This is a genomic window from Collinsella aerofaciens (assembly GCF_039758965.1).
Taxonomy (GTDB): Bacteria; Actinomycetota; Coriobacteriia; order Coriobacteriales; family Coriobacteriaceae; genus Collinsella; species Collinsella aerofaciens_BR.
In genome coordinates, this window is sequence record NZ_JBDMSL010000006.1 from 1 (window position 1) to 26,798 (window position 26,798).

Genomic DNA, 26,798 nt, shown 5'->3' on the forward strand with positions numbered 1-26,798 from the left:
GCGCCTTTAGACGCGAGCCCGGGGCCCGTGGGTTATACCCTAAGAGCAAACCACCCTTTTTAAGGGTGGTTCTGATTACAATGCGGCGGAACGTTTTATTGCGCGTTGGGCGGACCGGTAAACCGTTCGGACGATAAATCGAGCCGACTGCGCCTTTGCTTTGCCGGGGGTGTTCGTTAGCGGCTAGTATGGCCTTATTGTTACGACGTGCACCGCGTCAGGAAGCGCGGTGCCGCTTGTTGGGAGGAATGTCATGAAGAAGAAGCTGCTGCTTGCGCCCCTGATGGCTGTTCTGGTCGCGTGCGTGGTTGTGCTTTCCGGCTGCGGAGGTCCTTCGGTTGAGGAGCTTATCACCGAGGATCTTACGACGCAGTTTGACGAGGTCAAGAATGGTGGCGACGACTTCCTCGCCGGCCTGGAAGAGGCCTCGGGCGACGAGTTTGAGCAGCTGGGCATCGATCCCAAGGAGTACGCCAAGAGCTATCTCGAGGGCTTTGACTACAAGATCGGCGACGTGACGGTCGACGAGGACAAGGGTACCGCAACTGCCGAGGTCACCATTACCTGCAAGTCCATGAACCAGATTGTTGAGGATTTTGCCACTCAGTACCAGGAGAAGGTCGCCGCGCTCGATTCGATGCCTTCCGATGACGAGCTGTACAAGATGGCCGGTCAGGTTATGGTCGATGTGACCAAGGCTGCTAAGACCAAGGACACCAAGGTCACCTTCAAGTACTCCTGCAATGACGACGGCGAGTGGTCTGCTGACGATTCCGCAACCAACGAGATGATGAATGCCATGATGAGCTAGTTTGTTGCGGCGTTTTACCAAACGCCGCAACTGCTCGACGCTGCGCGGGCACCAGGGCGACACCTTGTCATTCAAAGAGGGCGGCATGACCAGAAGGTCTATGCCGTCCTCTTTTCATGCCAATTTGTTCGCCCTGGTGCCCGCTAGCTGTCCGTCCTCTACCTGTGGTGTTGCCATGGTAGTCATTGGGGACGTTCTTAAATGACTAGTCAAAAGGGACACTCTTGCGGCACTTGGGGACGTTCCTTTTCTGCCGACAGTTGGGGGCACTCCTTGCACCAGCGCTGCATCGAATGCTCGGGAAAATGCGAGCCGGTTTTTGGGCGAATAATGGGTTGCGGTTTCCGGATGGGATGGGTTGCGGAAAGTGCGACCCGGAATATTGCTCTGAAACGGGATGCCGTTTCCCTGACGCGCCTCAAACGGAAAGCGCATCCCATTCCGGAGCTCCGAAACGGGATGCGCTTTCCGCGTGGAAGAATTGTCGCAGCTGCGTTAAGCGGTGTCTCTCGTTACTCGCCCAGCACCAGTGCTGCGAGCTCGTCCTGGGTGTCCACCACGTAGTCGGCGCCGGCGGCCTCCAGCTCTGCGCGGCCGCGGAAACCCCAGCTGACGCCCGCACTCTTAAGGCCGGCGTTGTGGCCGGTCAGGATATCGACATTGGAATCGCCTACGTAGAGCGTGGTCGCCGGGTCGGCGCCTAGCTCTTCCATCACATGCAGCGTGACGGGTGCTTCGGGCTTGGGCGGAAACGCATCGACACGGCCCTGCACCAGCGCAAAGCGCTCGGAACCAAAATACTTTTCGATAAGCGGAGCCGCCGAGACGTGGTCCTTGTTAGTGAGCACGGCAAGCTGAACGCCCGCGGCGCGCAAGCGGTCGAGCATCTCGATCGTGCCGGCATAGGGAGCGGTGTGGTCTTCCTTGTGCTCGCCGTAGTAAGCCCTAAACTCGGCAAGCGTCTGCTCAAACATGCGGCCGTCGCCTGCGTACTCGGCGGGCATAAAGCGCTCAACCAGCTTGAGCATGCCGTTTCCCACCTTGTAGCGGTACTCGTCAACGGCAAACGTGGGCCAGCCGTGCGCCTCGCAGGTATGGTTGCCGGCGGCCGCCAGGTCCTCGAGCGTGTTGAGAATGGTGCCGTCCAGGTCAAAGATCACATGGGAAAAAGCTGCTGCCATGGGTGCTCCTGCCGCTTGAGTTGTAAAACGCACCCCATGATACTGGGCATGCGTGCCGGGCATGTTTGGAATCTGAATATCTTTAATAGCCCTGAGCCTTTGTCGTTAGCAAATTCTCGGCAGCTGCTCTCCTACGAGCATGTCGAGGATGCGGGTCGAGCCCCAGCCGGTGCGCACGCGCACGGCGGGATGGGCGCCCTCGGCAAGTGGCAGCACGCGGCCGATGATGGCGGCATTCTCGCCGTAGCGGGCGGCGCGCATGGCGCTCAGCGCGGCATCGGCTTGCTCGGCCGGCACGACGGCAACCATCTTGCCCTCGTTTGCCACCTGCAGCACATCGTAGCCGAGCATCTCGCAGGCGGCCTGCACGTCGGGACGCACGGGCACGGCATCCTCGTCGATCTCCATGGCAACGCCGCTGGCCTGCGCAAACTCGTTGAGCGTCGAGGCCAGGCCACCGCGCGTGGGGTCGCGGAAGCAGCGTGTGTCGGGTGCTGCGGAAAGCACATCGGCAATCAGGTGGTTGAGCGGCGCGGCGTCGCTTTCGATGGTGCTCGAAAACGCCAGACCCTCGCGTTGGCTCATGATAGCGATGCCGTGGTCGCCCAGTGTACCCGAGACCAGGATGACATCGCCGGGCTGGCAGTTTGCGCCGCTGAGCGCCACGCCCGCAGGCACCTCGCCCACGCCGGCGGTATTGATATAGACGCCGTCGGCCCCGCCGCGCTCGACCACCTTGGTGTCGCCCGTGATTATGGACACGCCCGCCTCGTGCGCCGTCTCGGCCATCGTCTGCACAATCTGGCGGAGCCTATCCATGGGATAGCCCTCTTCGAGGATAAAGCCGCACGACAGGTAGCGCACGTTGGCGCCCGAGGTCGCGACGTCGTTGACGGTTCCGCACACGGCGAGGCGGCCGATGTTGCCACCGGGGAAGAACTGCGGCGAGACTACAAAGCTGTCGGTCGACATGGCGATGCGCCCGCTCGCGGGCAGCGCGGCGACGCCGGCATCGTTGCCTTCGAGCAGCTCGGGCGACCCAAAGGCATCCAAAAAGACCTCATCGATGATGCGTTTCATCATCTGGCCGCCGGAGCCGTGGCCCAGCAGGACGGTGCTATCGGTAACGCTATGGGACATATCGAAAACTCCAATCGTGGGTGGAATTATATGGGTGAGGTGCAGTGTCGACCGGTCCGCCGTTCGTTAGAACGGCGGAACCCATTAGCCTCGGTATCGGAAATATGCTGCGCAGCTGCCCTCGGAGCTCACCATGCACGGGCCGACGGGGTGTTCGGGCGTGCAGGCGCGGCCAAAGAGCGGGCAGCTGCTCGGCGTAATGGCCCCGCGCAGCACGTCGCCGCAGCGGCACCCGCGCGGCTCGACTGTCGCCTCAACGGGCACGTCAAAGCGAGTGTGGGCATCAAAGCGCGAGAACTCGGGGCGGATGGAAAGGCCCGAGTTGGCAATCAGCCCCAATCCGCGCCATGTGGTATCGCACGGCTCAAATACCTGCTCGACCAGCTGGCGCGCCACGGGATTGCCGTCGGCATTGACGCCGCGACGGTAGGCGTTGTCGATCGCGGGCTGACCCTCAACAACCATCTGGACCAGCATGCAGATACCCTGCAAGATGTCGACCGGCTCAAATCCCGTTACCACGCCTGGAGTCTTAAACTCGTCGACCAAAAAGCTAAAGGGGGCCAAGCCCGTGATGGTGGCGACGTGGCCCGGCAGGATAAAGCCGTCGATGGCGGTCTCGGGGTCGTTGGCGATGGCGCGCAACGCCGGCGGCGTGGTCTTGTGGGCGCAATAGACCGAGAAGTTCAAAAGCTCGCGCGCCTCGGCCTCTAGGATAGCGGCGGCGATGGTGGGCGTCGTAGTCTCAAAGCCCACGCCCATAAAAATGACCGGGCGATCGGGGTTTTGCTCGGCAATGTCGAGCGCGTCGAGCGGGGAGTAGACGATGCGAATGTCATGACCTGCCGCTTTTTGCGCAGCGAGCGAGGTGGATGATCCGGGCACGCGCATCATGTCGCCAAAGGTGGTGATGATGGCGCCGTCTATGTTGGCGAGCGCGATTGCGTGGTCGATGTCGCGGTTGGCGGTAACGCAGACGGGGCAACCCGGACCGCTCAGCAGTTTGAGCCCGGCAGGCATAATGGAGCGAAAGCCATAGCGCCCGATGCTCACGGTATGCGTGCCGCAGACTTCCATAAGGTTGATGGTGCGGTCGCCGACAAGCTCATGAATGCGCTCGATGAACTCGCGAGCCAGCTTGGGATCGCGGAATGCCGAGAAATCGATACCGGAGCGAGCCGGCTGCTCGGGCGCCACTAGTAAGCCTCCGCCGGGTTGGTGGCCAGCTGGTCTTCTTCGACCAGCTCGGACATGGCATTAACAAGCTCGAGCGTTTCCTGTGCTTCCTGCTCGTCGACAATCTGGATGCCAAAGCCGGCGTGTACGAGAATATAGTCGCCAACCTGCGCCGTCGGCACGAGCCGCAGCGACACGGGGCGCTCGATGCCCATCATGTCGACGGTGGCCTTGAGGTCGTCGTCGCGTTTGACTACTTTGCCGGGAACGGCAAGGCACATATTGTTCCCCTTTTATACGCTTTGCGCTGGATGGGCGCTTAATAATCCATCAGTTGATGGTAGCGCTCGCGGGCGCTGCGGGCAAACGCGCTACACCTGTGAGACGGCGGCTTGCGGGCTGGCCGAACAGCCTACTGCGATGCAATCTGCGCAAGACGAGCGCTTGCGACTGCCGCCTGACCGTAGGCGATGCAGCCGTCGTTAACGGGCACGGTTTGGGGAATCAAGACAGTGAGACCCATGCTTTTGAGCTCGCGGGTGAGGAGCTGGAGCAAAAGTCGGTTCATGAACACGCCGCCCGAGAGCGCGACGGTATCGATGCCTTCGCGCGCGCAGATTTCGCGTGCGATTCGTGCCGAAGAGCGCGCGATGGCGATATGGAAGTCGAGCGCGAGCCTGTAGGCGGGCGCTCCGGCTTCAATTCCTCCCAAAAGTGCCTCAAAGAGTGCTTTCTGGTCCAGAACATAGGGGCCGTCCAGCCACGATGGGCCAGATGCGAAATAGCCGGCGTTGTCGTCGGGAAAATGGGCGATTTCGTTGTCGAGCGCGCGCCAGGCGGCGGCCTCAAGCTCGATGGCGGGTTCGCCCTCGTAGGTTGCCTTGTCGCAGATGCCCAGAATTGCTGCCGCGGCATCAAAGAGACGCCCCATGCTGCTGGTACGCGGGCTGTTGATGCCGCGCTCGATCATGGTGGCTGTCACGTTGCGCGTTTGCTCGTTGAGGCTGTCTAAAAGCCGAGCGGCACCTGGGTGCTCGAGCAGGCCGAGCTCACTGAGCAGGGCAAAGGCGTTGCGGCGGGCGTCGCGCACGGAGGCCGCCCCACCGGGGAGCGCCCAGGTGCGCAAATGCGCGGCGCGCTCAAAGCCGCCAAGGCTGGCAACAAGAAACTCGCCGCCCCAAATGGTCCCATCGGTGCCGGCGCCGGTGCCGTCAAAGGCGATGCCAAGGACGCGCGCGTCGGTTGTAAGCTGGCCCGCGGCGATGGCCTCGGCCATTACGCTCGCGATATGCGCATGATGGTGCTGCACCTCGACGAGCGGCAGATTGCATTTTCGCGCCTGCTCGCGCGCCCACTGGCCCGATAGATAGCTGGGGTGCACATCGCAGGCCAAGGCGGCGGGCGCCAAGTCAAAGAGATCTTCCAAGCGCGTGCGCGCGGCGTTCCAGGCATCGAAGGTCCCGCCGTTTTCAACATCGCCGATATGCTGCGACACAAAACAGGTCGCCTCGCCGTTCGTCCCTTCACGCGTGAGCGAAATCGTGGCCTTTTGTTGTGGCCCGCAGGCGAGCACGCAGGACGGAGCGCCGTCGAGCGCCGGCAACGGCAGCGGCTGGGGTGCATATCCGCGAGCGCGGCGTACGGGCATAACGGCGCCGTCAACCACGCGCACTACAGAGTCGTCGTAGCGCGAGAGAATCGCGCGATCGTTGCCGAGCAACGCGTCGGCGATGCCGGCGGCAACGAGGTGTTCCCAGGCAAGGTCGTCGTCGGTCTCGATGGGTTCTTCGCTTAGGTTTCCGCTGGTCATGACGAGCGCGTGCATACCGCAGGCTTCTGCCGCGGCAAGCAACAGATGTTGAAGCGGCGTATAGGGGAGCATGACGCCGAGCTCAGGAAGGTCGCGCGCGACGGACGGCGCGAGCGCGAGGGCGTCGGGGGAGCCGCCGCTCTCGCAAGCAGCACGTCGGCGCAGCAGCACAATGGGGCGGATACTGCCGGCGAGAAGCTCGCGCTCAGCGTCGTCGATATGGCACAGGCGCCCGGCATCAGCAAGACTGCGCACCATGACGGCAAGTGGTTTGTTGCTGCGGCGTTTGCGACGGCGCAACTCGCGCACCGCTTGTTCGTTGGCAGCATCGCAGGCCAGGTGGAATCCGCCCAGGCCCTTGATGGCGACGATGCCACCGCTGGCCAGCAGCTCAACGCAGCGCTCGATGATAGTGTCGCTGGCCTCGCGTGTGGTGCCGACGGCCGGTGTCGCGGACGAATTCCCGCACGCATCGCCGTTTACAGCCTCGCGCCACGTAATATGCGGCCCGCAATCAAAGCAGGCATCGGGTTGCGCGTGAAAACGCCGGTCGAGTGGGTCGGCATACTCCGCGGCACACCTGGGACACATGGGAAAACAATCCATCGACGTGGCCGCTCGGTCATAAGGCAACGATCGGATGATGGTAAAGCGTGGCCCGCAGTTAGTGCAGTTGATAAAGGGGTAGTGATAGCGTCGGTCGGCGGGATCGAACAATTCGCGCAGGCAATCGTCACAGGTAGCGATGTCGGGCGAGACGAGCGTCGTGTGCGCGGTCTGGTCCTGCGATGCTACGATGCGAAAGCCCTGTTCATTGGCGGCATCCCAACCGTTGGCTGCCAAGTCCACAACCTCGACATGCTCTACGCGAGCCGCCGCAGGCGCATGCTCGGAAAGCGCGGCAACAAAAGCATCGAGCGCATCGGCCGGAGCGTGCGCCTCGATATGCACGCCGTCGCCCGCATTGAGCACCCATCCGCAAATGCCATGCGCCATGGCCTCGCGATACACAAACGGTCGCATGCCAACGCCCTGCACAATGCCCGTCACATGAATATGCACATGCCGCATGCGACACCCCTCATCAAAACCGACCAAATAGGGACAGGTTTATTTTGGTAGGTAAAACTTCTAAACCTGCCAAAACAAACCTGTCCCTATTTGGCAGGTGCGCTGCGGGAAATCCCGCTACAGCCCCAGGCTCTGCTTGGTGGCGGCGCACGTGAGCTCGCCGTGCTTAACGCCGCGCAGGCCCAGCAGGCGGTCGGCTAGTTCGTAGACGCGCTCGCCGCGACCCTTGAGCGCCAGAATCTCCAAGCAGTTGTGGTGATCCAGATGCACGTGCATGGTCGATACGATCTCGTCGGTGTAGTCGTGCTGCACTTCGTCCAGACGGCGCGTCAGGTCGCCGGTGTGATGGTCGTAAATCATGGTGAGCGACCCGATAACGTGCTCATCGGGCGTGCGCATCTGCTCTTTGGCGATCGAGGCGCGAATCAAATCGCGCACGGCCTCGGAGCGGTTGGCCACGTCGCCGCGGCGCGCGATCTGCTCGTCAAAACGGCGCAGCAGGTCGTCGGGTGCGGTAACCGAAAAACGGACCAGCTCGGAGCCGGAGCCACTACAGTGGCAGCCCGCGTCACCGTCCGCCCCGTGCGGATGCTCGTGCTCGTACCCGCAGCAGTGCTCGTGTTCGGCCACCTTACACCAGCTTCACGGAGCCGACGGAGTTGTGGTCGGCCTCGATGGCTTCCTCGTAGCCCTCGAGCGCGTCATGCGCCTCGTGCAGCGCGGCCATGGCGGCCTCGAGCTTGGCGCCGATGCGCTCCATGTCAAAATTCTCGGTCGCATGCAGCAACTGATGGCTCCATTCGTGAGCGAGCTCGATGGTGTCGTCGACCTGCTTGACGCTCATGGCAAGCTGGCTCATGTTCATTCCAACATCATGCATGGGAAATCTCCTTTTGTATGGGGCAGTTCAGTGGTTCAGATTTTACTACGCCCGCTCTGCGCGCAGCCGCATAAGAAAACGGGTACGAGTCTGTGCGACCCGCACCCGTTCACTGGGGGCTGTTTGTGACTACCATACTATCCGTGGTTGCACTCGGTGCATCCAGAAGTCCGGCGAGCGGTGCAAAAGCGCTCATAGACGGCGGGTAAGTAACAAGCGTATTACAGATGCTTTTCCAGCAGCGCCTGCAGCCTCGCCTTGGGCAGAGCGCCAACTGAGCGGTCAATCTCCTCGCCGTTCTTAAACACAATCAGCGTGGGGATGCTCATGACGCCATACTTCATGGCCAGGTCCTGGTTGTCGTCGACGTTGCATTTGGCAACGGCAAGCTTGCCCGCCAGCTCATCGGCAACCTCGTCAACGATGGGCGAGAGGGATCGACAGGGCCCGCACCACGGTGCCCAAAAATCGACCAGCACGGGCAGGCTGTCGTTAACGATGGAATCGAAGTTCTCGGGGGTAATCTGATTAATGTCAGCCATGGTGACCTCCATAATGCGACGCGGCTTGGCCGCGTAAAACTCAGTACGACCGTGCTTATACCCAGCCGCCCGCAAAGCAACCACTCGCGGGCAGCTCTTTTATATAATGGTGGGCACGCAAACGATTGGAGAGCGCATGTCCACGTCACAAAGCCAGAAAAAAGAAGCCATCGCCCAGGCGGCCGAGCAGGAGCTCACATCGCTTGCGGTCCGTGGCGTGCGTATCGCGGGCAACGCGTGCTCGCCGATCGTGCTGGTCAAAGGCGATTTGGACGAGGCCGAGCGTTCGGGTGGCGAGCTTGCCGCCGGCCCGGATGGCGCGGCGTTGCGCAAGGCGCTTGGGGCCATCGGCTACGCGCCCGAGGATTTTTGCGTGCTGGCAAGCGTCGCCGGCGTGGGTGACGGAGCGGTCGCGGTGGGCGAGACTCTGCCGTGCGAGCTGTTCCGTGAGGCGCTTGAGGCTTTGGACCCCGAGGCGGTGCTACTGCTCGACAACAACGCGGCTGACGCCATGCGCGAGACCTACGCCGATATGCTCGTGGCGATCGATGACTTCGACACCGCCATGCTCAAGCCCGGCTTGGTCGCCCATGTGCAGGGTCGCCGCGTGCTCGCGCTCGACGGTTTTGAGGCGGCGCTCACTGACAAAGCCGCCAAGCAGCGCATGTGGGCATACATCAAGCAGCTGACCCCGGCAGCCGCTCCGCTGTAGCGAGGCTGGCGGCAGCCTCTACATCACGGCGCGCAGCTCAAACCGATCGCCGTTAATGCGGAACTGGCAGTTGCCGTTCATGCGCTCCACGGCAAGTTTGATGCTCCTGGTGCCAAAGCCGTGGCCCGCATGCCGGGTCACGGGCATGCCGTCGACCATGCGCGGCGCGCGGTCAAACGTGTTGGAAACTAACAGCAGCAGCTGGCCGTCCTCTAATCGCAGGTCAAAGTCGACGAATCGCTTTCCTTGGGGTGCGGCGCTTGCGGCGGTGATAGCGTTTTCCAAGGCATTTGAGAGCACGCTAAACAGGTCGGCGTCACCTACGTGGATGGTTTCGGGTACGGCGGCGCGCAGGTTGGCGGTAATGCCGTTTCTATTGATATCCGAGTTAAATGACGAAAGCGCGATGTTTACGGTCTCGTTGGCGCAGAAGCGGCGTACGGCGGTGCGGTCGCCGGCTTCGCAGAGTTCGTCGATGCGATCGAGCGCCTCGTCGGTGTGACCCTCCTCAATTAAAGCGGCCAGGCCGCGTAGGAAGTGGCGCATGTCGTGGCGCAGAATCGACAGCTCGCGCCCAGATTGACGCCAAGCCTCGAGCTCTTTGATGGCGGCGCTGTCGCGGGTTTCGAGCATCCAGCGCTCTCGCTCGGCGGTTTCCTTTTCTTCGTATTCGCGCAGGTAAACGGCAAGAAACATAAGATAGAAGGCACAGAGCGCAAATGCCAAAAACTCAACCGTCACCACCGAGCCCGAGTGGAACAGCGTGGTGTAGACGTTGGTGGCATAGTCAAAGACGTAATAGACGAGCGGCAGGATTAAAAGGATGCCCAGCTCGGTGGTGCTTTTAATCGCCAAGCGTGGACCGATGTCGCCGGCCCAATGCAACAGGACGGCAAAGACGGCGAGTGTGGTCGCGATGCGCGCCAGATAGTACGCGATCTGAGAATCGGTTGCGGCAAATGCGGCGATGCCCATCCAATTGCTGAACTGGCAGCTCAGATAGGCACTCGTAATGCCGAGCACGGCAAGCAGCGGGCTCAGGCGGTAGCGCGCGCACAAATAGATGACGAGCGGCAGATGCACGACGAGCGGATATACCTGGCGGGCGAAAAGCTCGCCGCCGACGGCATTGGCGATCGAAAAGGCAGCGCCGGTTGCGACTCCGACCCCCACCAACTCGAGTGCATGGCGTCGATTGATTTCGATACCGCACAGCGCCGCCGAGGCAAAGACGCCAAAGAGCAACGTCGTGGCGTGGTGGATTGCCCAAAGGATCATTTCGACCGAGGAGACCATCAGTGTCTCCCACCCTCAAAGCGCGCCGCAAAGTAGGCGTCTTGGAATCCCTGCTTGCAGCTGCGCGAAAGCGGGATGCACGCGCCCGAGCGCATGACGATGTCCGTGCGGTCAAAGTGATCGATATTGCGCAGGTTGACCTGGTAGCTGCGGTGGCATTTAAAGAAGGTGGCATTTTGCACCAAACGGTCCTCGACGCTGCGGAATGACTCGAGTGCCTCGATATCGCGTCCGTCGCGCAGGTGGAAGACCACGTGCTTGTTGCGCGCTTCGGCATATTCGATGTCGGACAGGCGCAGGGCGTGGTAGCCAAAGGAAGTTTTGATCACGAGCTCGTCGGTTGCCGCCGGGCGCATGCTCGAAAGCTCGTCGAGTAACTGCGCCAGGCGTTCGTAAGTCACGGGCTTGAGCAGGTAGTCGAAGGCGCGGACCTCGTAGGATTCCAGCGCGAACTCGGGCGACGAGGTGAGGAACACCAGGCGCACGGCGGTGTCGGCCTGGCGCAGTTCGCGTGCGGTGTCCATGCCGTTGACGAGCGGCATGATCATATCGAGCAAGATGATGTCGGCGCGCGATGCGGCATGGCGGGCCAGCAGGTCCTCGCCGCGCGTGACGAGCGCAACATCGACCGCCGTGCCCGTCTCGGTCGACCAACGGTCGATCATCCGGTGCAGTCTATCTAGAAAAGCGACATCATCATCGCAGGCAATAATCTTGAGCATTCGGCCCCCTTAAGTAGTTCGATTTTGCCACATCGGGCACGCGCCGCTTGCGGGGGTGCGGACCGTTTGCGCCCCACGGCGTGCAGCTCGCGCCAAGCGGTGTTGCGGTGGCGAAAGATGCCTCCTGCGCTATCGAAAGCCCGGCTATCCTCAGCTTGCCAGTTCGAAAATGGACTTGCCGCATGATTGAATCTTTATTTCAACTTTACACCTAGGTTTACAGCTGTCTTGTCAGCTGTAAACCTAGGTGTCATACTAAAGCCCCAAGATTCGCCAAAAGAGAGGGGCCTTGATGGCACAGAGCGCGAACATGGATGCGTCGGAGCTTGCACGCGATATCGCGGCCGGCCTGGCATCGGCAACGACGGCAACGGAGCGTGCGGCACTGGTGCCCGCAGAGCTCGTCGAGGCCATTCATCAACTAAAAACCCAACGTGACGCGGTGATCCTGGCGCACTATTACGTGGCGCCCGAGGTTCAAGCCGTTGCCGATTACGTCGGCGATAGCTTCTACCTGGCAAAGCTCGCCAAAAGCCTGCCGCAGCAGACCATCGTGTTGTGCGGCGTGGAGTTTATGGGCGAGAGCGCCAAGCTGCTCAATCCCACTAAGACCGTGCTGCTGCCCGAGCCGGGCGCGGACTGTCCCATGGCGCACATGGTCAAGCGCGAGACGGTCGACGCGGCGCGCGCCGAGTACGGCGACGACCTGGCCGTGGTGTGCTACGTCAACTCCACGGTCGAGATCAAGAGCTGGAGCGACGTGTGCGTCACCAGCTCCAACGCCGTTAAGATCGTGTCCGAGCTGCCGCAGCAGCATATCCTGTTCATTCCCGACCAAAACCTGGGACGCTTCGTAGCCGAGCAGGTGCCGCAAAAGCACGTCATCCTCAACAACGGCTACTGCCCGCGCCATCACATCATCACCGTCGAGCAGATCGTCGACGCGACGGAGGCCCACCCCGACGCGCTCGTGCTGGCGCACCCCGAGTGCAAGGCCGACGTCCTGGCCGAGGCCGACTACATCGGCTCCACCGCCGGCATCATCAAGTATGCCGAGGAGTCCGACGCGAGCGAGTTCATTATCGTGACGGTCCGCGGCGTGCTCTACGAGCTCGAGCGCCGCTGCCAGGGCACCGGCAAGAAGTTCTACTTCCCCGCGGTGCAGCCCACCTGCGTCAACATGGACCTCATCACGCTCGAAAAGCTCGTGCACTGCCTGGAGACGGGCGAGGGCGAGGTGCAGATCGGCGTCTCGGACGAGGCAGCAGGCCAGGCCAAGCTCACGCTCGACCGTATGCTCGAGTACGCAGCACGCTAGAACAATGTTGCATGAGGGACGGTCCCTTATGCCACATTACAAGGGAGAGGATTCCTGTGGAAACCAAGCAATACTCCGATATGGAGTGCGACGTCGTCATTGCCGGCTGCGGCGTGGCGGGTCTGTACGCGGCCCTCAATCTGCCGACGAGCACGCGCGTGATCATGCTCTCCAAGGGCGCGGTCGATGAGTGCGATTCGATGCTCGCGCAGGGCGGCATCTGCGTGCTGCCCGAGGGCTCGGACTATGATGCCTTCTTTGAGGACACCATGCACGCCGGTCACTACGAGAACCGCCGCGAGAGCGTCGACATCATGATCCGCTCGAGCCGTTCGGTCATCAACGACCTGCTAGCGATGGGCGTGGATTTTGAGCGCAAGGCCGACGGCAGCCTCGACTTTACCCGCGAGGGCGCGCACAGCCGTCCGCGCATTGCCTTCCATGCCGACATTACGGGCAAGGAGATCACGACCAAACTGCTCCAGGCCGTTCGCAAGCTGGACAACGTGCAGATTTTGGAGCACGTGGCCATGACCGACATCTTGACGGGCGAGCGTGACGGCGCCACGGTGTGCACCGGTATCGTCGCCGTTCCCGTGGACGAGAACAACTCGGTTCGTCCCGCCGACGAGCTGGTAAATGCCGCCGAGGGCGCGCATGCCGGCGAGCCGTTTAAGATCCATGCCCGCCACACGCTGTGGGCAACGGGCGGCATCGGCGGCGTATACGACCATTCGACCAACTACCCGCAGCTCACGGGCGATGCCTGCTACATTGCTCAGGAGCATGGCATTAAGATGGAGCACCTGGACTACGTGCAGATTCACCCCACGGGGCTGTTCTCGCCGCAGCCGGGCCGCACCTTCCTGATCAGCGAGAGCTGCCGCGGCGAGGGCGCGATTTTGCTTAACGCCGCCGGCGAGCGCTTTACCGATGAGCTCCAGCCGCGCGATGTGGTCGCCGCCGCTATTCGCGAGCAGATGAAGCAGGACGGCACCGAGCACGAGTGGCTGAGCTTTGCCCCCGTCGAGCGCGACGTGGTGACCGGGCACTTTGCCAACATTCGCGCGCGCTGCCTGGAGGACGGCCGCGACATCTTGGACGAGCCCATTCCCGTTACGCCGACGCAGCACTACTTTATGGGCGGCGTGTGGGTCGACAAGGACGGCCGCACCTCAATGCCCGAGCTCTACGCCGCGGGCGAGACGGCCTGCAACGGCGTTCACGGCAAGAATCGTCTGGCTTCCAACAGCCTGCTCGAGGCGCTGGTCTGGGGTCGTCGCGCCGCGTGGTACATGCGCACCGGCGAGTCGCTCGCAGTGGAGCAGGCGGGCGATCCCGCGCTCGATGGCCGTCATCGCGCCCTGGGCGCCGACCCTCTGGCAATCGATGATTTGGCCCGTGCCGCCGGCACGCAGGCCGTGGAGGAGTAGACCATGAATCCCATTACCATGAAGCTCGTCGTCGATGATCTGATTCTGCAGGCCCTGCGCGAGGACATCACGTTTGAGGACGTGAGCACGGCGAGCGTGTGCCCCACGGCGCGTCCCGCCACGGTGGAGCTTATCGCCAAGGCCGACGGCATCATCGCCGGCTTGGATGTGTTTGCCCGCACCTTTGAGCTGCTGGATTCGCAGAGCTCGGTGCTGTTTGATGTCTCGGATGGCGACGAGGTGCATGCCGGCGATCACGTGGGCCAGGTGCGCGGCGACGCGCGCGTGTTGCTTTCGGGCGAGCGCGTGGCGCTCAACTACCTGCAGCGCATGAGCGGCATCGCTACCTATACACACAGCATGGCCGCGGCGCTCGAGGGAACCAAGACCGTGCTCGTCGACACGCGCAAGACCACGCCGGGCATGCGCGTGTTTGAGAAGGCGGCGGTTGAGATTGGCGGCGGCAGCAACCACCGCTACAACCTGTCGACGGCCGTCATGCTCAAGGACAACCACATCGATGCCGCCGGTGGCGTGACGCGTGCGATTGAGATGGCGCGCGCCCATGCATCGTTTACCACGACGGTCGAGATCGAGTGCGAGAACCTGGACATGGTGCGCGAGGCCATGGAGGCCGGCGCCGACATCATCATGTTCGACAACATGACCCATGACGACATGGCCGCCGCTATTGAACTTATCGCCGGCCGCGCCAAGACCGAGTGCTCGGGCAACGTGGATGCCAGCAATATCCGCGCGCTTGCCGACCTGGGCGTTGACTTTATTAGCTCGGGCGCCCTGACGCACTCCGCGCCGATCCTCGACCTCTCGCTTAAGCACCTGCGTCTGCTGGACGGTAAATAATGAACGCCCGCGAGCGTCGCCGTGCCATCATGGCCGTGCTCGAGGGGGCCAAGGGGCCCGTATCGGGCAGCGCGCTTGCCCGCGAGGTGGGTGTGAGCCGCCAGATCGTGGTGCAGGACATCGCCCTGCTGCGCGCCGATGGGCACGATATCGTGGCGACCAACCGCGGCTACGTGCTGCAGGAGGCCCCCAGCAGCCCCGCCGTGCCTACGCGCTTGGTCAAGGTTCGCCACAGCGTGGAGCAGGCAGGCGATGAGCTCACGAGTATCGTCGACGCCGGCGGCGCCGTGCTCAACGTGATTGTCAATCACCGCGTGTACGGTAAGATTACGGCCGACCTGGACATCCGCAATCGTCGCGATGTCGAGCGCTATCTGCGCGATATCGAGAGCGGCAAGAGCTTTCCGCTGCTGACGGTGACCAGCGGCTACCACTTCCATCGCATTGCGGCGGAGGACGAACAGACCCTCGACGAGATCGAGGCCATGCTCAAGGAGAAGGGCTACCTAGCAGACCTGATGCCCTACGAAGACGATTTGTCCTAGCCGACGCTGCATCTATAAGTTGCGGTGAAATAGTTCCTAAAATCGGCATCTAAGCCATAAAACAGGAACTATTCCACCGCAACTGCCAAGGGTCCCGCTCCAAATTAGCTGCCCACATATGCAAAAGGAGGCCTCCGCGGCGATGCGGAAGCCTCCTTTTTGTGCACGGTGTACTTTTGAGTGTGCAAGTGGGGGAGTTGTTACTCCTCGACGATCTCGGTGATCGCGCCAGCGGGGCAAGCGTCCTGGCAAGCGCCACAGGCGACGCAGGAGTCCTCGTCAGCGACGGTAGCGACGTCCTGGAGCTCCAGGACGCCAGCGGGGCAGGAGTCGACGCAAACGCCACAAGCGATGCACTCGTCGGCATCAATTACGGGATGAGCCATGGTAGTTTCCTCTCTGTTGACCGACGCTACAGGCGATGCGCGCCGGTTTGATTCGGGCAAAAACATACCACGGGAGCGACCGTTTGCAATACCCTCTGACCGGCATCTTCATACCGTTCGCCGAGTATGCCAAGGTTTACTAAAAAACACGCAGGTGGGGCCGTTGAGCTGCGTAAATGTTAGCTAAAGGTGACTTGAAATATAGGGCGATTGAGCGTGCTTGCGGAAACCGCATCCCATTATTTTGTCGAAAAACGGGTTGCAGTTTCCGGTTAGGCCCGCTAGCGGAAAATGCGAGCCGGTATCAGCTCCCAAAACGGGATACGGTTTCCGGTTGAGCCTTCAGACGGAAACTGCGACCCGGAATCCACGCTCAAACCGGGATGAGCTTTCCGCAAGACGGCCCCCAGGCACCCCCGGACGCAAACCTCAGCCATCTCTACATAGATCTCGATAGATTTGCCGAGAACTCAAACAGTGCGTCTACCTGCGCATTTAAGAACCTAAACTCTCAGCAATAAGAAATCTTATATGAATTGACTTAGATTTTGTATATTCCGGCCCATAAGGGGATACACTACATCCTGAAAGACAAGCCGAAGCGCCGCGCGACAGATCGTCGAGGCGGCGCGAACGCAAAAGAGAGAGGGAATTTCTAATGAGTAAGATTCTTGGTATCGACCTTGGTACTACTAACTCCGCTATGGCCGTCCTCGAGGGCGGTTCTCCGACCATTATCGTGAACGCCGAGGGCGACCGCACCACCCCGTCCGTCGTGGGCTTCCGTGCCGACGGCGACCGCGTCGTGGGTAAGGCCGCTAAGAACCAGGCTGTCACCAACCCCAAGAACACCGTGTTCTCCATCAAGCGCTTCATGGGCCGCAAGTACTCCGAGTGCACCTCCGAGATCAAGACCGTGCCGTATGAGGTCAAGGAGGGCCAGGGTGGCCGTGCCGTCGTCGACATCGAGGGCAAGGATTACACCGCCGAGCAGGTGAGCGCCATGACGCTCGCGAAGATGAAGGCCGACGCCGAGAAGTATCTGGGCGAGACCGTCACCGACGCCGTCATCACCGTCCCGGCCTACTTCAACGACGCCCAGCGTCAGGCCACCAAGGACGCCGGCAAAATCGCTGGCCTCAACGTCAAGCGTATCGTCAACGAGCCGACCGCTGCTGCTCTTGCCTATGGCCTGGACAAGCAGGGCACCGACCAGCGCATCCTGGTCTTCGACCTGGGCGGCGGCACCTTCGACGTCTCCATCCTCGACCTCGCCGACGGCGTGTTTGAGGTTCTGTCCACCTCGGGCGACAACCACCTGGGCGGCGACGACTGGGATCAGCGCGTCATCGATTGGATGGCCGATAAGTTCCAGCAGGAGAACGGTGTCGACCTGCGTCAGGACCCCATGGCCCTGCAGCGTCTGAAGGAGGCCGCCGAGAACGCCAAGAAGGAGCTCTCCGCCGCCCAGCAGACCACCATCAACCTGCCGTTCATTACCATGAACCAGTCCGGCCCGCTGCACCTCAACTACACGCTGACCCGCGCCGAGTTCGAGAAGATCACCCGCGACCTGCTCGAGCGCTGCAAGCAGCCTGTCACCAACGCCCTGCGCGACGCCAAGCTTAAGCTCTCCGATCTGACCGAGGTCATCCTCGTCGGCGGCTCCACCCGTATGCCCGCCGTCCAGGAGCTCGTCAAGACCATGACCGGTAAGCAGCCCAACATGTCCGTGAACCCCGACGAGGTCGTTGCCGACGGCGCTGCCGTCCAGGGCGGCGTGCTTACCGGCGACGTCGAGGGCATCCTGCTGCTCGACGTTACCCCGCTGTCGCTGGGCGTCGAGACCATGGGCGGCATCATGACCAAGATGATCGACCGCAACACCACGATCCCGACCTCCAAGACCGAGGTCTACTCCACCGCTGCCGACAACCAGACCAGCGTCGAGATCAACGTGCTCCAGGGCGAGCGCGAGCTTGCCCGCGACAACAAGTCGCTCGGTAAGTTCCAGCTGACCGGTATCCCGGCTGCCCGCCGCGGCGTGCCGCAGATCGAGGTCACCTTCGACATTGACGCCAACGGCATCGTCAAGGTCTCCGCTAAGGACAAGGGCACCGGCAAGGAGCAGCAGATCACCATTTCCGGCTCCACCGCTCTGTCCGACGACGAAGTCGATCGTATGGTCAAGGACGCCGAGGCTCATGCCGAGGAGGACAAGAAGCAGAAGGAAGAGGTCGAGGTCCGCAACCAGACCGACAGCCTGTGCTACTCCACCGAGCAGACCCTCAACGAGCTGGGCGACAAGGTTTCCGCCGACGTGAAGTCCAAGGCCGAGGCCGCTATCGCCGACGCCAAGAAGGCGCTCGAGGGCTCTGACGTCGAGGCCATCAAGGCCGCCGGCGAGTCCCTGCAGTCTGTGGCCTACGAGCTGGCTCAGGTTGTCTACGCCGACGCTCAGCAGCAGACCGACGGTGCCGCCGGCGCCCAGCCTGCCGACGATGACGTCGTCGACGCCGACTACGAGGTTGTGGACGACGAGGACAAGTAATCATGTCCGCTCGTAAAGCTCGCACGGAGGCGGCTGCCGCTGGCGCCGCCCCCGTTGACTCTGAGGAGAAGGACGTGAAGATTCCCGTAGAGGCCGTCGACGATACCGAGGCCAACGAGGCCGAGGCCGCCGAGGCTGCCGAGAACCAGGTAGAGGATTCCAACAAGGAGGCGACGATGACCGAGGACGAGATGGTGGAAGCTGCTATCCGCGCCGGTGAGGAAGCCGCCGACAACGACTTTAAGCTCAAGTTCGAGCAGGCTCAGAAAGAGCTTGCCGACGTGCGCAATGAGCTCGATGCTGCGGCAGAGGCTCAGAAGGCCGCCGAGGACAAGGCAAAGGACGCCACCGAGCGCACCGCCCGTCTGCAGGCCGACTGGGAGAACTTCCGTCGCCGCACCGCCAACGAGCGTATCGCCGAGCGCGAGCGCGCGACCGAGAAGCTTGTCACCGCGCTGTTGCCGGTGATCGACGATATCGAGCGCGCGATCGACCATGCCCGCAGCCAAGAGCTTTCCGACGACTTTAAGCAGTTCGTCGATGGCGTTGACGCGGTACATGCCAAGCTGCTGGACGTGTTTGCGCACGAGGGCGTTGAGCCGATCGATCCCAAGGGCGAGGCGTTCGATCCGCTCGAGCATCAGGCTGTGGGTCGCGTCGAGGACGCATCGCAGTACGACGAGACCGTCAACGATGTGTACCAGAAGGGCTACCGCATGGCGGATCGCATCCTGCGTTCCGCGATGGTGACGGTGACCTACGGTGGCGAGAAGCGCCCCGCACCGGAGCCCGAAGCGGCGCCCGAGGATGCTACGGCCGATACGGCCGAGAGCACCGAGGAGTAATTGAGAAGGGCCCCGGGGCAACACCCGGGGCCCTTTCTGGCCTAGTGCCATATGAAAGCATGAGCCGCCGCCCGCTGGGCGGCGGATGAAACAGGAGAGGAGCTACGATGGCTGCAGGCAAAACCTTCTATGACATCCTGGGCGTATCCAAGAGCGCCTCCGACAAAGAGATCAAGAGTGCGTTTCGCAAGCTCGCGCAAAAATATCACCCCGATGCCGGCGGCGACGAGGCCAAGTTCAAGGAGATCAGCGAGGCCTACGAGACGCTTTCGGACGAGAAGAAGCGCAAAGAGTACGACCAGATGCTCATGTTTGGCGGCATGCCGGGCGCGGGCGGCGCGTATGGCGGAGGCTACGGTGCCGGCGCGGGTGCCAGCGGCTGGGGCGACATCTTCGACAGCATCTTTAGCGGCAACGGCGCCTGGGGCAGCGATTGGGGCTCGGGCTTTGCCGGGGCTGCGGGCGCTGCCGGTGCCGGCGCGGGTCGCAGCCGCGCTCGCAAGGGCGGCGACCTGTCGCTGACCGTTGATGTGACGGCCGAGGACGCGTTTCGCGGCGTGACGCACAAGGTCACCTATCGCATTCCCTCGACGGGCGAGCAGCAGACCATTACGGTCTCGGTGCCTGCAGGCGCGGTCGACGGCGGCAAGCTGCGCTACAAGCGTCGCGGCGAGTATGGCGTTGCCGGCGGCGAGCGCGGCGACCTGGTCGTGACCACGCACGTGGAGGAGCACCCGCTGTTTAAGCGTAAAGGTGCCGACGTGACCATGGAGGTGCCGGTCTCGGTCTATGAGGCGGCGCTCGGCTGCACGGTGGACGTGCCGACGCCCGGCGGGGCGACGGTCCGTTTGAAGGTGCCCGCGGGTACCCAGACGGGCAAGAAGTTCCGTTTTAAAGAGATGGGCGCGCCCGACGTTAAACACCGTGGCCGCACGGGTGCGCTGCTCGTCGAGATCAAGGTGCAGGTTCCCACGAACCTGTCTGATGACGAGCGCGACGCGATGACCAAGCTGCGCGAGGCCGATACGCGCGACTACCGCGAGAAGGTCAACCGTTACAAGGCGACGTACTAGGGCGGTCGCGGCACACGCCCGCGCCCGCGGGCTTATGATGGACGATAACGAGACGGAAAGGGGTCAGGTAGCATGGCCGAGGACAATAGGAACAAACCGCTGTACATGATCAGCGTGGCGGCCGAGCTGACCGGCATGCATCCGCAGACTCTGCGCGTCTACGAATCCAAGGGCCTGGTGAACCCCCAGCGCTCGGGCGGCAACACGCGCCTGTATTCGCGTGCCGATATCGAGCGCCTGGAGCTCATCAACCAGCTGACCGACGAGGGCATCAACCTTGCCGGCGTGGTGCGCATCCTCGATATGAAGGAGCGTGCCGAGGAGCGCGAGCGCGAGAACGAAAAGCTCCGTGCTCGCGTGCGCCAGCTCGAGGACGAGCTGCACGAGTACAAGATGCAGAAGAAGATCACCGCCCTGGCCCCGCGCGACGGCTCGGTTAACCCCGAACAAGTCATGCGCAAGCTGCTGGGCGCCGGCGGAGATCTCTAGGTTACGCCGTTCTGCCGAACGGCGTAACGGCTCGACGCTGCGCGGGTCGCATTTGGACAATCTGACGTTCAACTTCAAGGGCGCGACCAGAAGGTCAGCGCCCTTTCGTTTCACGTCACCTTGTCTCAAATGCGGCCCGCTCGCTGTCCGTCCTCTACCTGCGGCGTTGCTTTCTCCGGATACGGTAGGGTAGTCATTGGGGACGTTCTTAAATGACTAGTCGAAAGGGACACTCTTGCACCAAATCTGCCGGTCCTGCACCGGGTTCGTCCTTTGCTTTACCGAGATAAAGTGAACGTGCAGATTCGTAACCCACTCGCAACCGTTCTATGGCACGATATTGAACGAATGTATGCTATGCGCCCGAGCCTTTCGGGCAGAGTGGGAGACAGTATGGTCAAGCTGTACGAGGGCGGCATCTACTTGCGTAACGGCAGCGAGGTTGTGCCTGCGGCCGAGGCTGCCGAGCGCGGTATTACGCAGACGCCCGAGGATGCCAAGCGTGGCACCATCGCGTATTCGATCCTTCAGGCACACAACACGTCCGGCGACCCCGAGGCGCTCAAGATTCGCTTCGATGCCATGGCGAGCCACGACATCACCTTTGTTGGCATCATCCAGACGGCGCGCGCCTCGGGCATGGAGCAGTTCCCGCTGCCCTACGTGCTCACCAACTGCCATAACTCGCTGTGCGCCGTGGGCGGCACCATCAACGAGGACGACCACGTCTTTGGCCTCTCGGCTGCCAAGAAGTACGGCGGCATTTTCGTCCCGCCGCATATCGCCGTCATCCACTCCTTTATGCGTGAGAACTTCGCCGGTTGCGGCAAGATGATTCTGGGTTCCGACTCGCACACCCGCTATGGCGCCCTGGGCACCATGGCCGTGGGTGAGGGCGGCGGCGAGTTGGCCAAACAGCTGCTGCGCGACACCTACGACGTCGCCTATCCCGGTGTCGTTGCCATCTACCTCACGGGCGCCCCGCGCCCCGGCGTCGGCCCGCACGACGTGGCGCTCGCCATCATCCGCGCCGTCTTTGCCAAGGGCTACGTTAAGAACAGGGTCATGGAGTTTGTGGGCCCGGGCATCGCGAGCATGACGACCGATTACCGCAACGGCGTTGACGTCATGACCACCGAGACCACCTGCCTGTCGAGCATCTGGGCCACCGACGAGGACACGCACGCGTTTTTGACCATGCACGGCCGCGGCGAGGACTACCGCGAGCTCAAGCCCGCCGATGTTGCCTACTACGACGGCTGCGTCGAAGTCGATCTGTCGAGCATCAAGCCCATGATCGCGCTGCCGTTCCATCCTTCTAACGGCTTTGAGATCGACGAGCTCAACGAGAACCTCGAGGACATCCTGCATGAGGTCGAGCTCGAGGCCGCCAAGATCGGCGAGGGTAAGACGCACTTTAGCCTGCTCGACAAGATCGTCGACGGCAAGCTGCACGTGCAGCAGGGCGTTATCGCCGGCTGCTCGGGCGGCAACTACGACTCCGTGGTCCAGGCTGCCCGCGTGCTTAAGGGCGCCAACACCGGCTGCGGCGAGTTCTCGCTGTCGGTCTATCCCACAAGCCAGCCCGTGGCGCTCGAGCTTACACGCCGCGGCTATATCTACGACCTTATGGAGGCCGGCGCGATCGTGCGCACGGCGTTCTGCGGTCCGTGCTTTGGCGCCGGCGACACGCCTGCCAACAACGGCCTTTCGATCCGCCACACTACGCGCAACTTCCCCAACCGCGAGGGCTCTAAGCCGGGTAATGGCCAGCTGAGCGCCGTGGCCCTGATGGACGCTCGCTCCATTGCGGCGACGGCTGCCAACGGCGGCGTCCTGACGCCGGCGACCGACCTGCCCGAGGAGACTTGGGACGAGGCCTGCGAGTACACCTTTGACGACGCGCCGTACAAAAAGCGCGTGTACTGGGGCTTTGGCAAGGCGGAGCCTGCCGACGAGCTGGTCGAAGGCCCCAACATCAAGCCGTGGCCCGCGATGGAGCCCCTCGGCGACGACATCCTGCTCAAGGTGTGCTCCAAGATCATGGACCCGGTTACCACGACCGACGAGCTCATCCCCTCGGGCGAGACGAGCTCCTTCCGCTCCAACCCGCTGGGTCTGGCCGAGTTTACGCTCAGTCGCCGTGACCCGGCCTACGTGGGTCGTTCCAAGGAGGTCGACGCGGTGGAAAAGCGCCGCGTGGCCGGCGAGGCCGCGGGCGACTTGGCCGCGCTCGATGCCGAGCTTGCCGGCGTGTTTGAGGCGCTGGCCGGCGCGGGTGTCGCGGCCGATGCCAAGGCGACCGAGTACGGCTCTATGCTCTATGCCAAGAAGCCCGGTGACGGTTCCGCCCGCGAGCAGGCCGCGAGCTGCCAGCGCGTGATCGGCGGTCTGGCCAACATCGTCCACGAGTACGCTACCAAGCGCTATCGCTCCAACGTGATGAACTGGGGCATGGTGCCCTTCCAGATGGAGGCCGAGCCCAGCTTTGAGGTGGGCGACTACGTCTTTGTGCCGGGTATCCGCGCCGCGCTCGATGGCGACCTGAAGGACATTGCCGCCTACGTGGTACGTGCCGATGGTGCGGTCGAGCAGATTGGGCTCTACATTGCCGATATGACGGCAGAGGAGCGTGCCATCGTCAAGGCCGGCTGCCTGATCAACTACAACAAGTTCAAGGCCGCTGCCGAGTAACGCACATACTTGTCCGCCCCGGTTATACCTTTCCCTGCCGCTCACGCGCTTCGCGAGGGTCGCGTCAGAGAAAGGTATAACCGGGGCTACTTGTTAAGTGCTGCTCGTTGGGTCTTGAGGGCGCTAAAATCGAGGTTGCAACTCTCCTCTATGGGGGAGTGCGCCTTTGTTCATATGCTATCTAGAATTGACAGTATGAAGTTGGCGCTTTAAAGTGAGCTCAAAACACTCTCGTTTGTGGAGTTGAAGATGAAGCGTTGCACTTCTGTTTTGTTGCTGTTGGTGGCTTGCGTCGTCGCTGCTGCGGGCGTGGTCCTATTTGGCTCGCTTATCTTCTATGGGCCGAGTGGGGTTGAGCAGACGGTTGAGATGGCGTCCCTTGTTGCATCGATGCCCGGGCAAATGATTTCGGACGTTACAAAGCCCGATGAGATAACGCTCGATATCGAGGAAACGCCGGGCATTCTAAGCATAAGCAACTACCCCATGATTGAACTTGGCTCGTCTCGCTATACCAAGGACGAGAAGTTGTCCCGACAGGCGCTGGACTTGCTAAACGGGCGTTCGTTCAAACGCTGGGACGGTTGGGATGCCTATGAGCGCCGACGTGGTTCTGTGAACGGTGGCTACTATACAACGCTGAAGTTGTATTCATCTGATGGCAAACTGATGCGCACCGTTAACTACAATCCGGAATACGCAAAAGCCGGAGGTGGGGACGGCGTCTATATCCAAGATGGCGGCGTGACCTACATTCTTGAAGGCGACCAGCAGCAGGTGATCGATTTTTTGGATCGTTGCGTGATGGACGCGTACGACCAGACCTGCCTGCCCGACCCGCAGACTGCACGCGATGGTGGATCTGCTCGTACATGGCTATTCGAGGATGAGATGCCCTGGACCGCCGAATCGGGAAGCACGGGCTCGGCAAAAGAGTAGAGAACGCGACCACCACAAAGGTGCCCCTTTGCGGTGGTTTTCAGTCTGTCTCGATCTGTAACATCTGGGCCGTTAAAAGTGGGCTTGGTGTTGCAGATTTAGATTATCGATTCGGGTGTCTTCTGTTTATCTCGATCTGTAACAGGTGGACCCTTATTTGCCGAGTAGTTGTTACAGATTTAGATAAACGGGCGCCGCTGAGCATTTCATCTCAATCTGTAACATCTGGGGTCAAAAACGGCCGCTAGATGTTACAGATCGAGACAGATGAGCGCCGGAGTCGAAAATCACCACAAAGGTGCCTGTCCCCTTTGTGGTGGTGGGGGGCGGGCTCGATGTTATTGTGATCGCTGGGCAGCATTTTAATGAATGTCTCTACAGGATTTCATCTGGGGTGGCGGGTTTGGTTGTTTTGGGGATGCCGAGTTTGGACGACGCGAAATCGTCAACATTGTCCTTAATTCCGTCTTTGGTGTAGACGGTGACCATATAGGTGCTGTGTCCGAATTCGCTCTTGTCGCGTGTTGCCCAGGCCTGCCAGTAGGCGGCCCCACTTCGCCCTTCGATTTTTCCGACACGGCGGAGTTCTGTTCGCTTTAATTTCTGGTTGCTATAGATGGTTCGACCGTCCTCCTCGGTGAGCCCGCACTGTCCAAGCATCTTGTCGAGGACTTGGTTCATGTGGCGCTCATCGGTGTTTGGTGCGTAGTCGTAGGCGAGGGTGATGGAGTCGAGTGGCTGGTCGTCGATCAGATAGTTTAGCGCCTGAGGTTCAAGGCAGAAATGGGGGGAGCATCCGTCGATCTGACCGAGCAGTGGCAACTTTGACTGCCAAAATCCGGTGGGAATTCTATCTTCGTAAAACACGCCGCGGCAGATAAAGGAGAGCGAGGTGGCACGCGAGCCGGCGTCGACCATCCCGCACAAATCGAAGGGCGAGGCGATACCGAGAGAAAAGGGCGTGATGACGATAAGGAAGAGCATCACGATGGGTACGGCGAGAATGGCGATGACGTTGCGACCGGTGGAATGAGACGGCTTCATATGATCTCCCCGAAACAAAAAGCTGTTGAGGATAGATAGAAATAGATAAATTCAGATAACAAATTAAGTTTAATCTCATGGCGTGAGATGGTCGACCGTTAGCGTCGAAACCCACCACAAAGGTGCCTGTCTCCTTTGTGGTGGTGGGGAGCGAGCGGCTTCTTTTGGTGATAGTGTTAGCTGACGGTATCATTAGGGCAAATGACGCAGATCTGCATTGCGAGGTGTTTTGCTGTGAGTCGCTCTGCCCGTATTGGATTGATTGCTCTGGCGCTTGCGATCGCCGTGGTTGGTGTGGGCGTTGTCGGTATGGCATTTCTGCCTGCTGCGGTGACGGAGCCGGTGGTTAAGCCTGTGACTCAATCAGTCGAACTTCTGACCGGCGACGAAAAACCCGAGACCATTACTGTTGATTTTGATGAGAAACCGGCAGCGCTGGGCATTAGCAATTATCCGCGCATTCAGCTTGGGGCCATGCGCTACACCATGGACGCGAGCCTAATCAGCAAAGCAACCGAGCTGCTCAAAGGCAAAACCTTTAAGCGTTGGTACGGATATGCGTCCTATCGGGCAAAAGCGAACGACATGGTTGGCGGATGCCACTCTTCCATCGAGCTGGACACTGCAAACGGCGCAAAGTTATGTGATGTCTCGTACGATCCGGGCTACGAGGGCAATGAGGGTCCGGGCATCTACATCATGGACGGCGATGTCGCCTATGTCATGGAGGGCGACCAGACCGAGCTCAACGATTTTATGGGTCAGTGTATCCAAGATGCCTATAAACAGACCTGCTTGCCTGACCCGCAGACTGCACGCGATAGTGGGTCTGCCCGTACATGGCTGTTCGAGGATGAGATGCCCTGGACCGTCGAATCGGGAAGTACGGGTTCGGCGAAGGAGTAGAGACCGCGACCACCACAAAGGTGCCTGTCCTCTTTGTGGTGGTTTTCGGTCTGTCTCGATCTGTAACATCTTGGCCGCTAAAAGTGGGCCTGGTGTTACAGATTTAGATTTTTGATCCGGGTGTTTTCTGTTCGTCTCGATCTGTAACAGTTAGACCCTAATTTGCCGATTAGATGTTACAGATTGAGACAAACGGGCGCCGCTGAATAATTCGTCTCGATCTGTAACATCTGGAGCCGGAAACGGTCGATAGATGTTACAGATTGAGATAGTGAGGGGACGAGGCCGTAGCGGGTGAGCGTGCCTGTCCCCTATCTCTTAATCACTCATAAAATCTTATATATAGAGACTTAGATTTATGTATAAGATC

The 26,798-nt window shown here is 61.2% G+C and carries 25 protein-coding genes; 13 read left to right on the top strand and 12 right to left on the bottom strand.

Annotation, left to right across the window (positions count from 1 at the left end):
* The first annotated feature begins 253 nt into the window (after positions 1–253).
* Positions 254–811 carry a hypothetical protein gene (locus ABHU32_RS02770; RefSeq protein WP_117634513.1) on the top strand — a complete coding sequence of 186 codons (558 nt, stop codon included), beginning with the start codon at positions 254–256 and terminating at the stop codon, positions 809–811.
* A gap of 512 nt (positions 812–1,323) precedes the next feature.
* Here ABHU32_RS02770 and ABHU32_RS02775 read toward each other — a convergent pair.
* The 8 genes from ABHU32_RS02775 to trxA form a co-directional block, all read right to left on the bottom strand.
* Positions 1,324–1,992 (bottom strand): HAD family hydrolase, encoded by a 669-nt coding sequence (locus tag ABHU32_RS02775; RefSeq protein WP_346978843.1) that lies wholly within the window; start codon positions 1,990–1,992, stop codon positions 1,324–1,326.
* Between the two features lie 105 nt (positions 1,993–2,097).
* A complete protein-coding gene (gene hypE / locus ABHU32_RS02780; protein WP_035136616.1) occupies positions 2,098–3,132 on the bottom strand; it encodes a hydrogenase expression/formation protein HypE in 1,035 nt (344 codons plus the stop codon).
* Positions 3,133–3,216: 84 nt separating this feature from the next.
* Positions 3,217–4,329, bottom strand: coding sequence for a hydrogenase formation protein HypD (gene hypD / locus ABHU32_RS02785; protein ID WP_346978844.1), 1,113 nt, complete (start codon positions 4,327–4,329; stop codon positions 3,217–3,219).
* A complete protein-coding gene (locus ABHU32_RS02790) occupies positions 4,329–4,589 on the bottom strand; it encodes a HypC/HybG/HupF family hydrogenase formation chaperone (protein ID WP_006235228.1) in 261 nt (86 codons plus the stop codon). The genes hypD and ABHU32_RS02790 overlap by 1 nt, the downstream gene beginning before the upstream one ends.
* Positions 4,590–4,720: 131 nt before the next feature.
* Positions 4,721–7,189 (bottom strand): carbamoyltransferase HypF, encoded by a 2,469-nt coding sequence (hypF, locus tag ABHU32_RS02795; protein ID WP_346978845.1) that lies wholly within the window; start codon positions 7,187–7,189, stop codon positions 4,721–4,723.
* Positions 7,190–7,306: 117 nt separating this feature from the next.
* Complete coding sequence (gene nikR / locus ABHU32_RS02800) at positions 7,307–7,819, bottom strand: nickel-responsive transcriptional regulator NikR (RefSeq protein ID WP_198019884.1); 513 nt, start codon at positions 7,817–7,819, stop codon at positions 7,307–7,309.
* 1 nt (position 7,820) lies between these two features.
* Positions 7,821–8,069: a hypothetical protein gene (locus ABHU32_RS02805; RefSeq protein WP_006235225.1), complete on the bottom strand. Its 249-nt coding sequence runs from the start codon at positions 8,067–8,069 to the stop codon at positions 7,821–7,823.
* A 221-nt stretch (positions 8,070–8,290) separates the two neighbouring features.
* Positions 8,291–8,611 carry a thioredoxin gene (gene trxA, locus ABHU32_RS02810; RefSeq protein ID WP_022093990.1) on the bottom strand — a complete coding sequence of 107 codons (321 nt, stop codon included), beginning with the start codon at positions 8,609–8,611 and terminating at the stop codon, positions 8,291–8,293.
* 136 nt (positions 8,612–8,747) lie between these two features.
* Between trxA and ABHU32_RS02815 the strand changes: the two genes are divergently transcribed.
* Positions 8,748–9,323, top strand: a complete 576-nt coding sequence (locus ABHU32_RS02815) for a hypothetical protein (protein ID WP_161115202.1) — start codon at positions 8,748–8,750, stop codon at positions 9,321–9,323.
* Positions 9,324–9,341: 18 nt separating this feature from the next.
* Here ABHU32_RS02815 and ABHU32_RS02820 read toward each other — a convergent pair whose 3' ends face one another.
* The gene (locus tag ABHU32_RS02820; RefSeq protein ID WP_346978847.1) at positions 9,342–10,619 is read right to left on the bottom strand and encodes a GHKL domain-containing protein; all 1,278 of its coding nucleotides are present in this window, start codon (positions 10,617–10,619) and stop codon (positions 9,342–9,344) included.
* Entirely contained in the window at positions 10,619–11,341 is a 723-nt protein-coding gene (locus tag ABHU32_RS02825; protein WP_138341713.1) for a LytR/AlgR family response regulator transcription factor, read from the bottom strand. The genes ABHU32_RS02820 and ABHU32_RS02825 overlap by 1 nt, the downstream gene beginning before the upstream one ends.
* A 292-nt stretch (positions 11,342–11,633) precedes the next feature.
* Here ABHU32_RS02825 and nadA point away from each other — a divergent pair, with 292 nt between their 5' ends.
* Genes nadA through ABHU32_RS02845 form a run of 4 tightly spaced genes read left to right on the top strand, consistent with a single transcriptional unit; the run spans position 11,634 to position 15,501 of the window.
* Entirely contained in the window at positions 11,634–12,659 is a 1,026-nt protein-coding gene (gene nadA, locus ABHU32_RS02830; RefSeq protein ID WP_346978848.1) for a quinolinate synthase NadA, read from the top strand.
* Positions 12,660–12,715: 56 nt separating this feature from the next.
* On the top strand, positions 12,716–14,092 hold the full coding sequence (locus tag ABHU32_RS02835) for an L-aspartate oxidase (protein WP_346978849.1): 1,377 nt from the start codon (positions 12,716–12,718) through the stop codon (positions 14,090–14,092).
* A 3-nt stretch (positions 14,093–14,095) separates the two neighbouring features.
* Positions 14,096–14,956: a carboxylating nicotinate-nucleotide diphosphorylase gene (gene nadC, locus ABHU32_RS02840; protein WP_161115198.1), complete on the top strand. Its 861-nt coding sequence runs from the start codon at positions 14,096–14,098 to the stop codon at positions 14,954–14,956.
* A complete protein-coding gene (locus ABHU32_RS02845) occupies positions 14,956–15,501 on the top strand; it encodes a transcription repressor NadR (RefSeq protein ID WP_006235217.1) in 546 nt (181 codons plus the stop codon). Before nadC ends, ABHU32_RS02845 begins: the two co-directional genes overlap by 1 nt.
* Positions 15,502–15,701: 200 nt before the next feature.
* Here the strand turns inward: ABHU32_RS02845 and ABHU32_RS02850 are convergent, their stop codons facing one another.
* On the bottom strand, positions 15,702–15,953 hold the full coding sequence (locus tag ABHU32_RS02850) for a ferredoxin family protein (RefSeq protein ID WP_158564522.1): 252 nt from the start codon (positions 15,951–15,953) through the stop codon (positions 15,702–15,704).
* Between the two features lie 592 nt (positions 15,954–16,545).
* Here ABHU32_RS02850 and dnaK point away from each other — a divergent pair.
* The 6 genes from dnaK (at position 16,546) to ABHU32_RS02880 (ending at position 24,478) form a co-directional block, all read left to right on the top strand.
* A complete protein-coding gene (gene dnaK, locus ABHU32_RS02855; RefSeq protein ID WP_055310046.1) occupies positions 16,546–18,438 on the top strand; it encodes a molecular chaperone DnaK in 1,893 nt (630 codons plus the stop codon).
* A gap of 2 nt (positions 18,439–18,440) precedes the next feature.
* Complete coding sequence (locus ABHU32_RS02860) at positions 18,441–19,283, top strand: nucleotide exchange factor GrpE (RefSeq protein ID WP_271737415.1); 843 nt, start codon at positions 18,441–18,443, stop codon at positions 19,281–19,283.
* Positions 19,284–19,390: 107 nt separating this feature from the next.
* Positions 19,391–20,356, top strand: a complete 966-nt coding sequence (locus ABHU32_RS02865; protein ID WP_055285310.1) for a DnaJ C-terminal domain-containing protein — start codon at positions 19,391–19,393, stop codon at positions 20,354–20,356.
* A gap of 72 nt (positions 20,357–20,428) precedes the next feature.
* Positions 20,429–20,845: a heat shock protein transcriptional repressor HspR gene (locus ABHU32_RS02870; RefSeq protein WP_006235210.1), complete on the top strand. Its 417-nt coding sequence runs from the start codon at positions 20,429–20,431 to the stop codon at positions 20,843–20,845.
* Between the two features lie 393 nt (positions 20,846–21,238).
* Positions 21,239–23,539, top strand: coding sequence for a hydratase (locus ABHU32_RS02875; protein WP_346978851.1), 2,301 nt, complete (start codon positions 21,239–21,241; stop codon positions 23,537–23,539).
* Between the two features lie 249 nt (positions 23,540–23,788).
* Positions 23,789–24,478, top strand: coding sequence for a hypothetical protein (locus ABHU32_RS02880; protein WP_195502996.1), 690 nt, complete (start codon positions 23,789–23,791; stop codon positions 24,476–24,478).
* Between the two features lie 375 nt (positions 24,479–24,853).
* Here the strand turns inward: ABHU32_RS02880 and ABHU32_RS02885 are convergent, their stop codons facing one another.
* Positions 24,854–25,522: a hypothetical protein gene (locus ABHU32_RS02885; RefSeq protein ID WP_195544654.1), complete on the bottom strand. Its 669-nt coding sequence runs from the start codon at positions 25,520–25,522 to the stop codon at positions 24,854–24,856.
* A 234-nt stretch (positions 25,523–25,756) separates the two neighbouring features.
* On the opposite strand from ABHU32_RS02885, the gene ABHU32_RS02890 reads away from it, so the two are divergent.
* Positions 25,757–26,428 (top strand): hypothetical protein, encoded by a 672-nt coding sequence (locus tag ABHU32_RS02890; RefSeq protein ID WP_346978853.1) that lies wholly within the window; start codon positions 25,757–25,759, stop codon positions 26,426–26,428.
* The last annotated feature ends 370 nt before the right edge of the window (positions 26,429–26,798 follow it).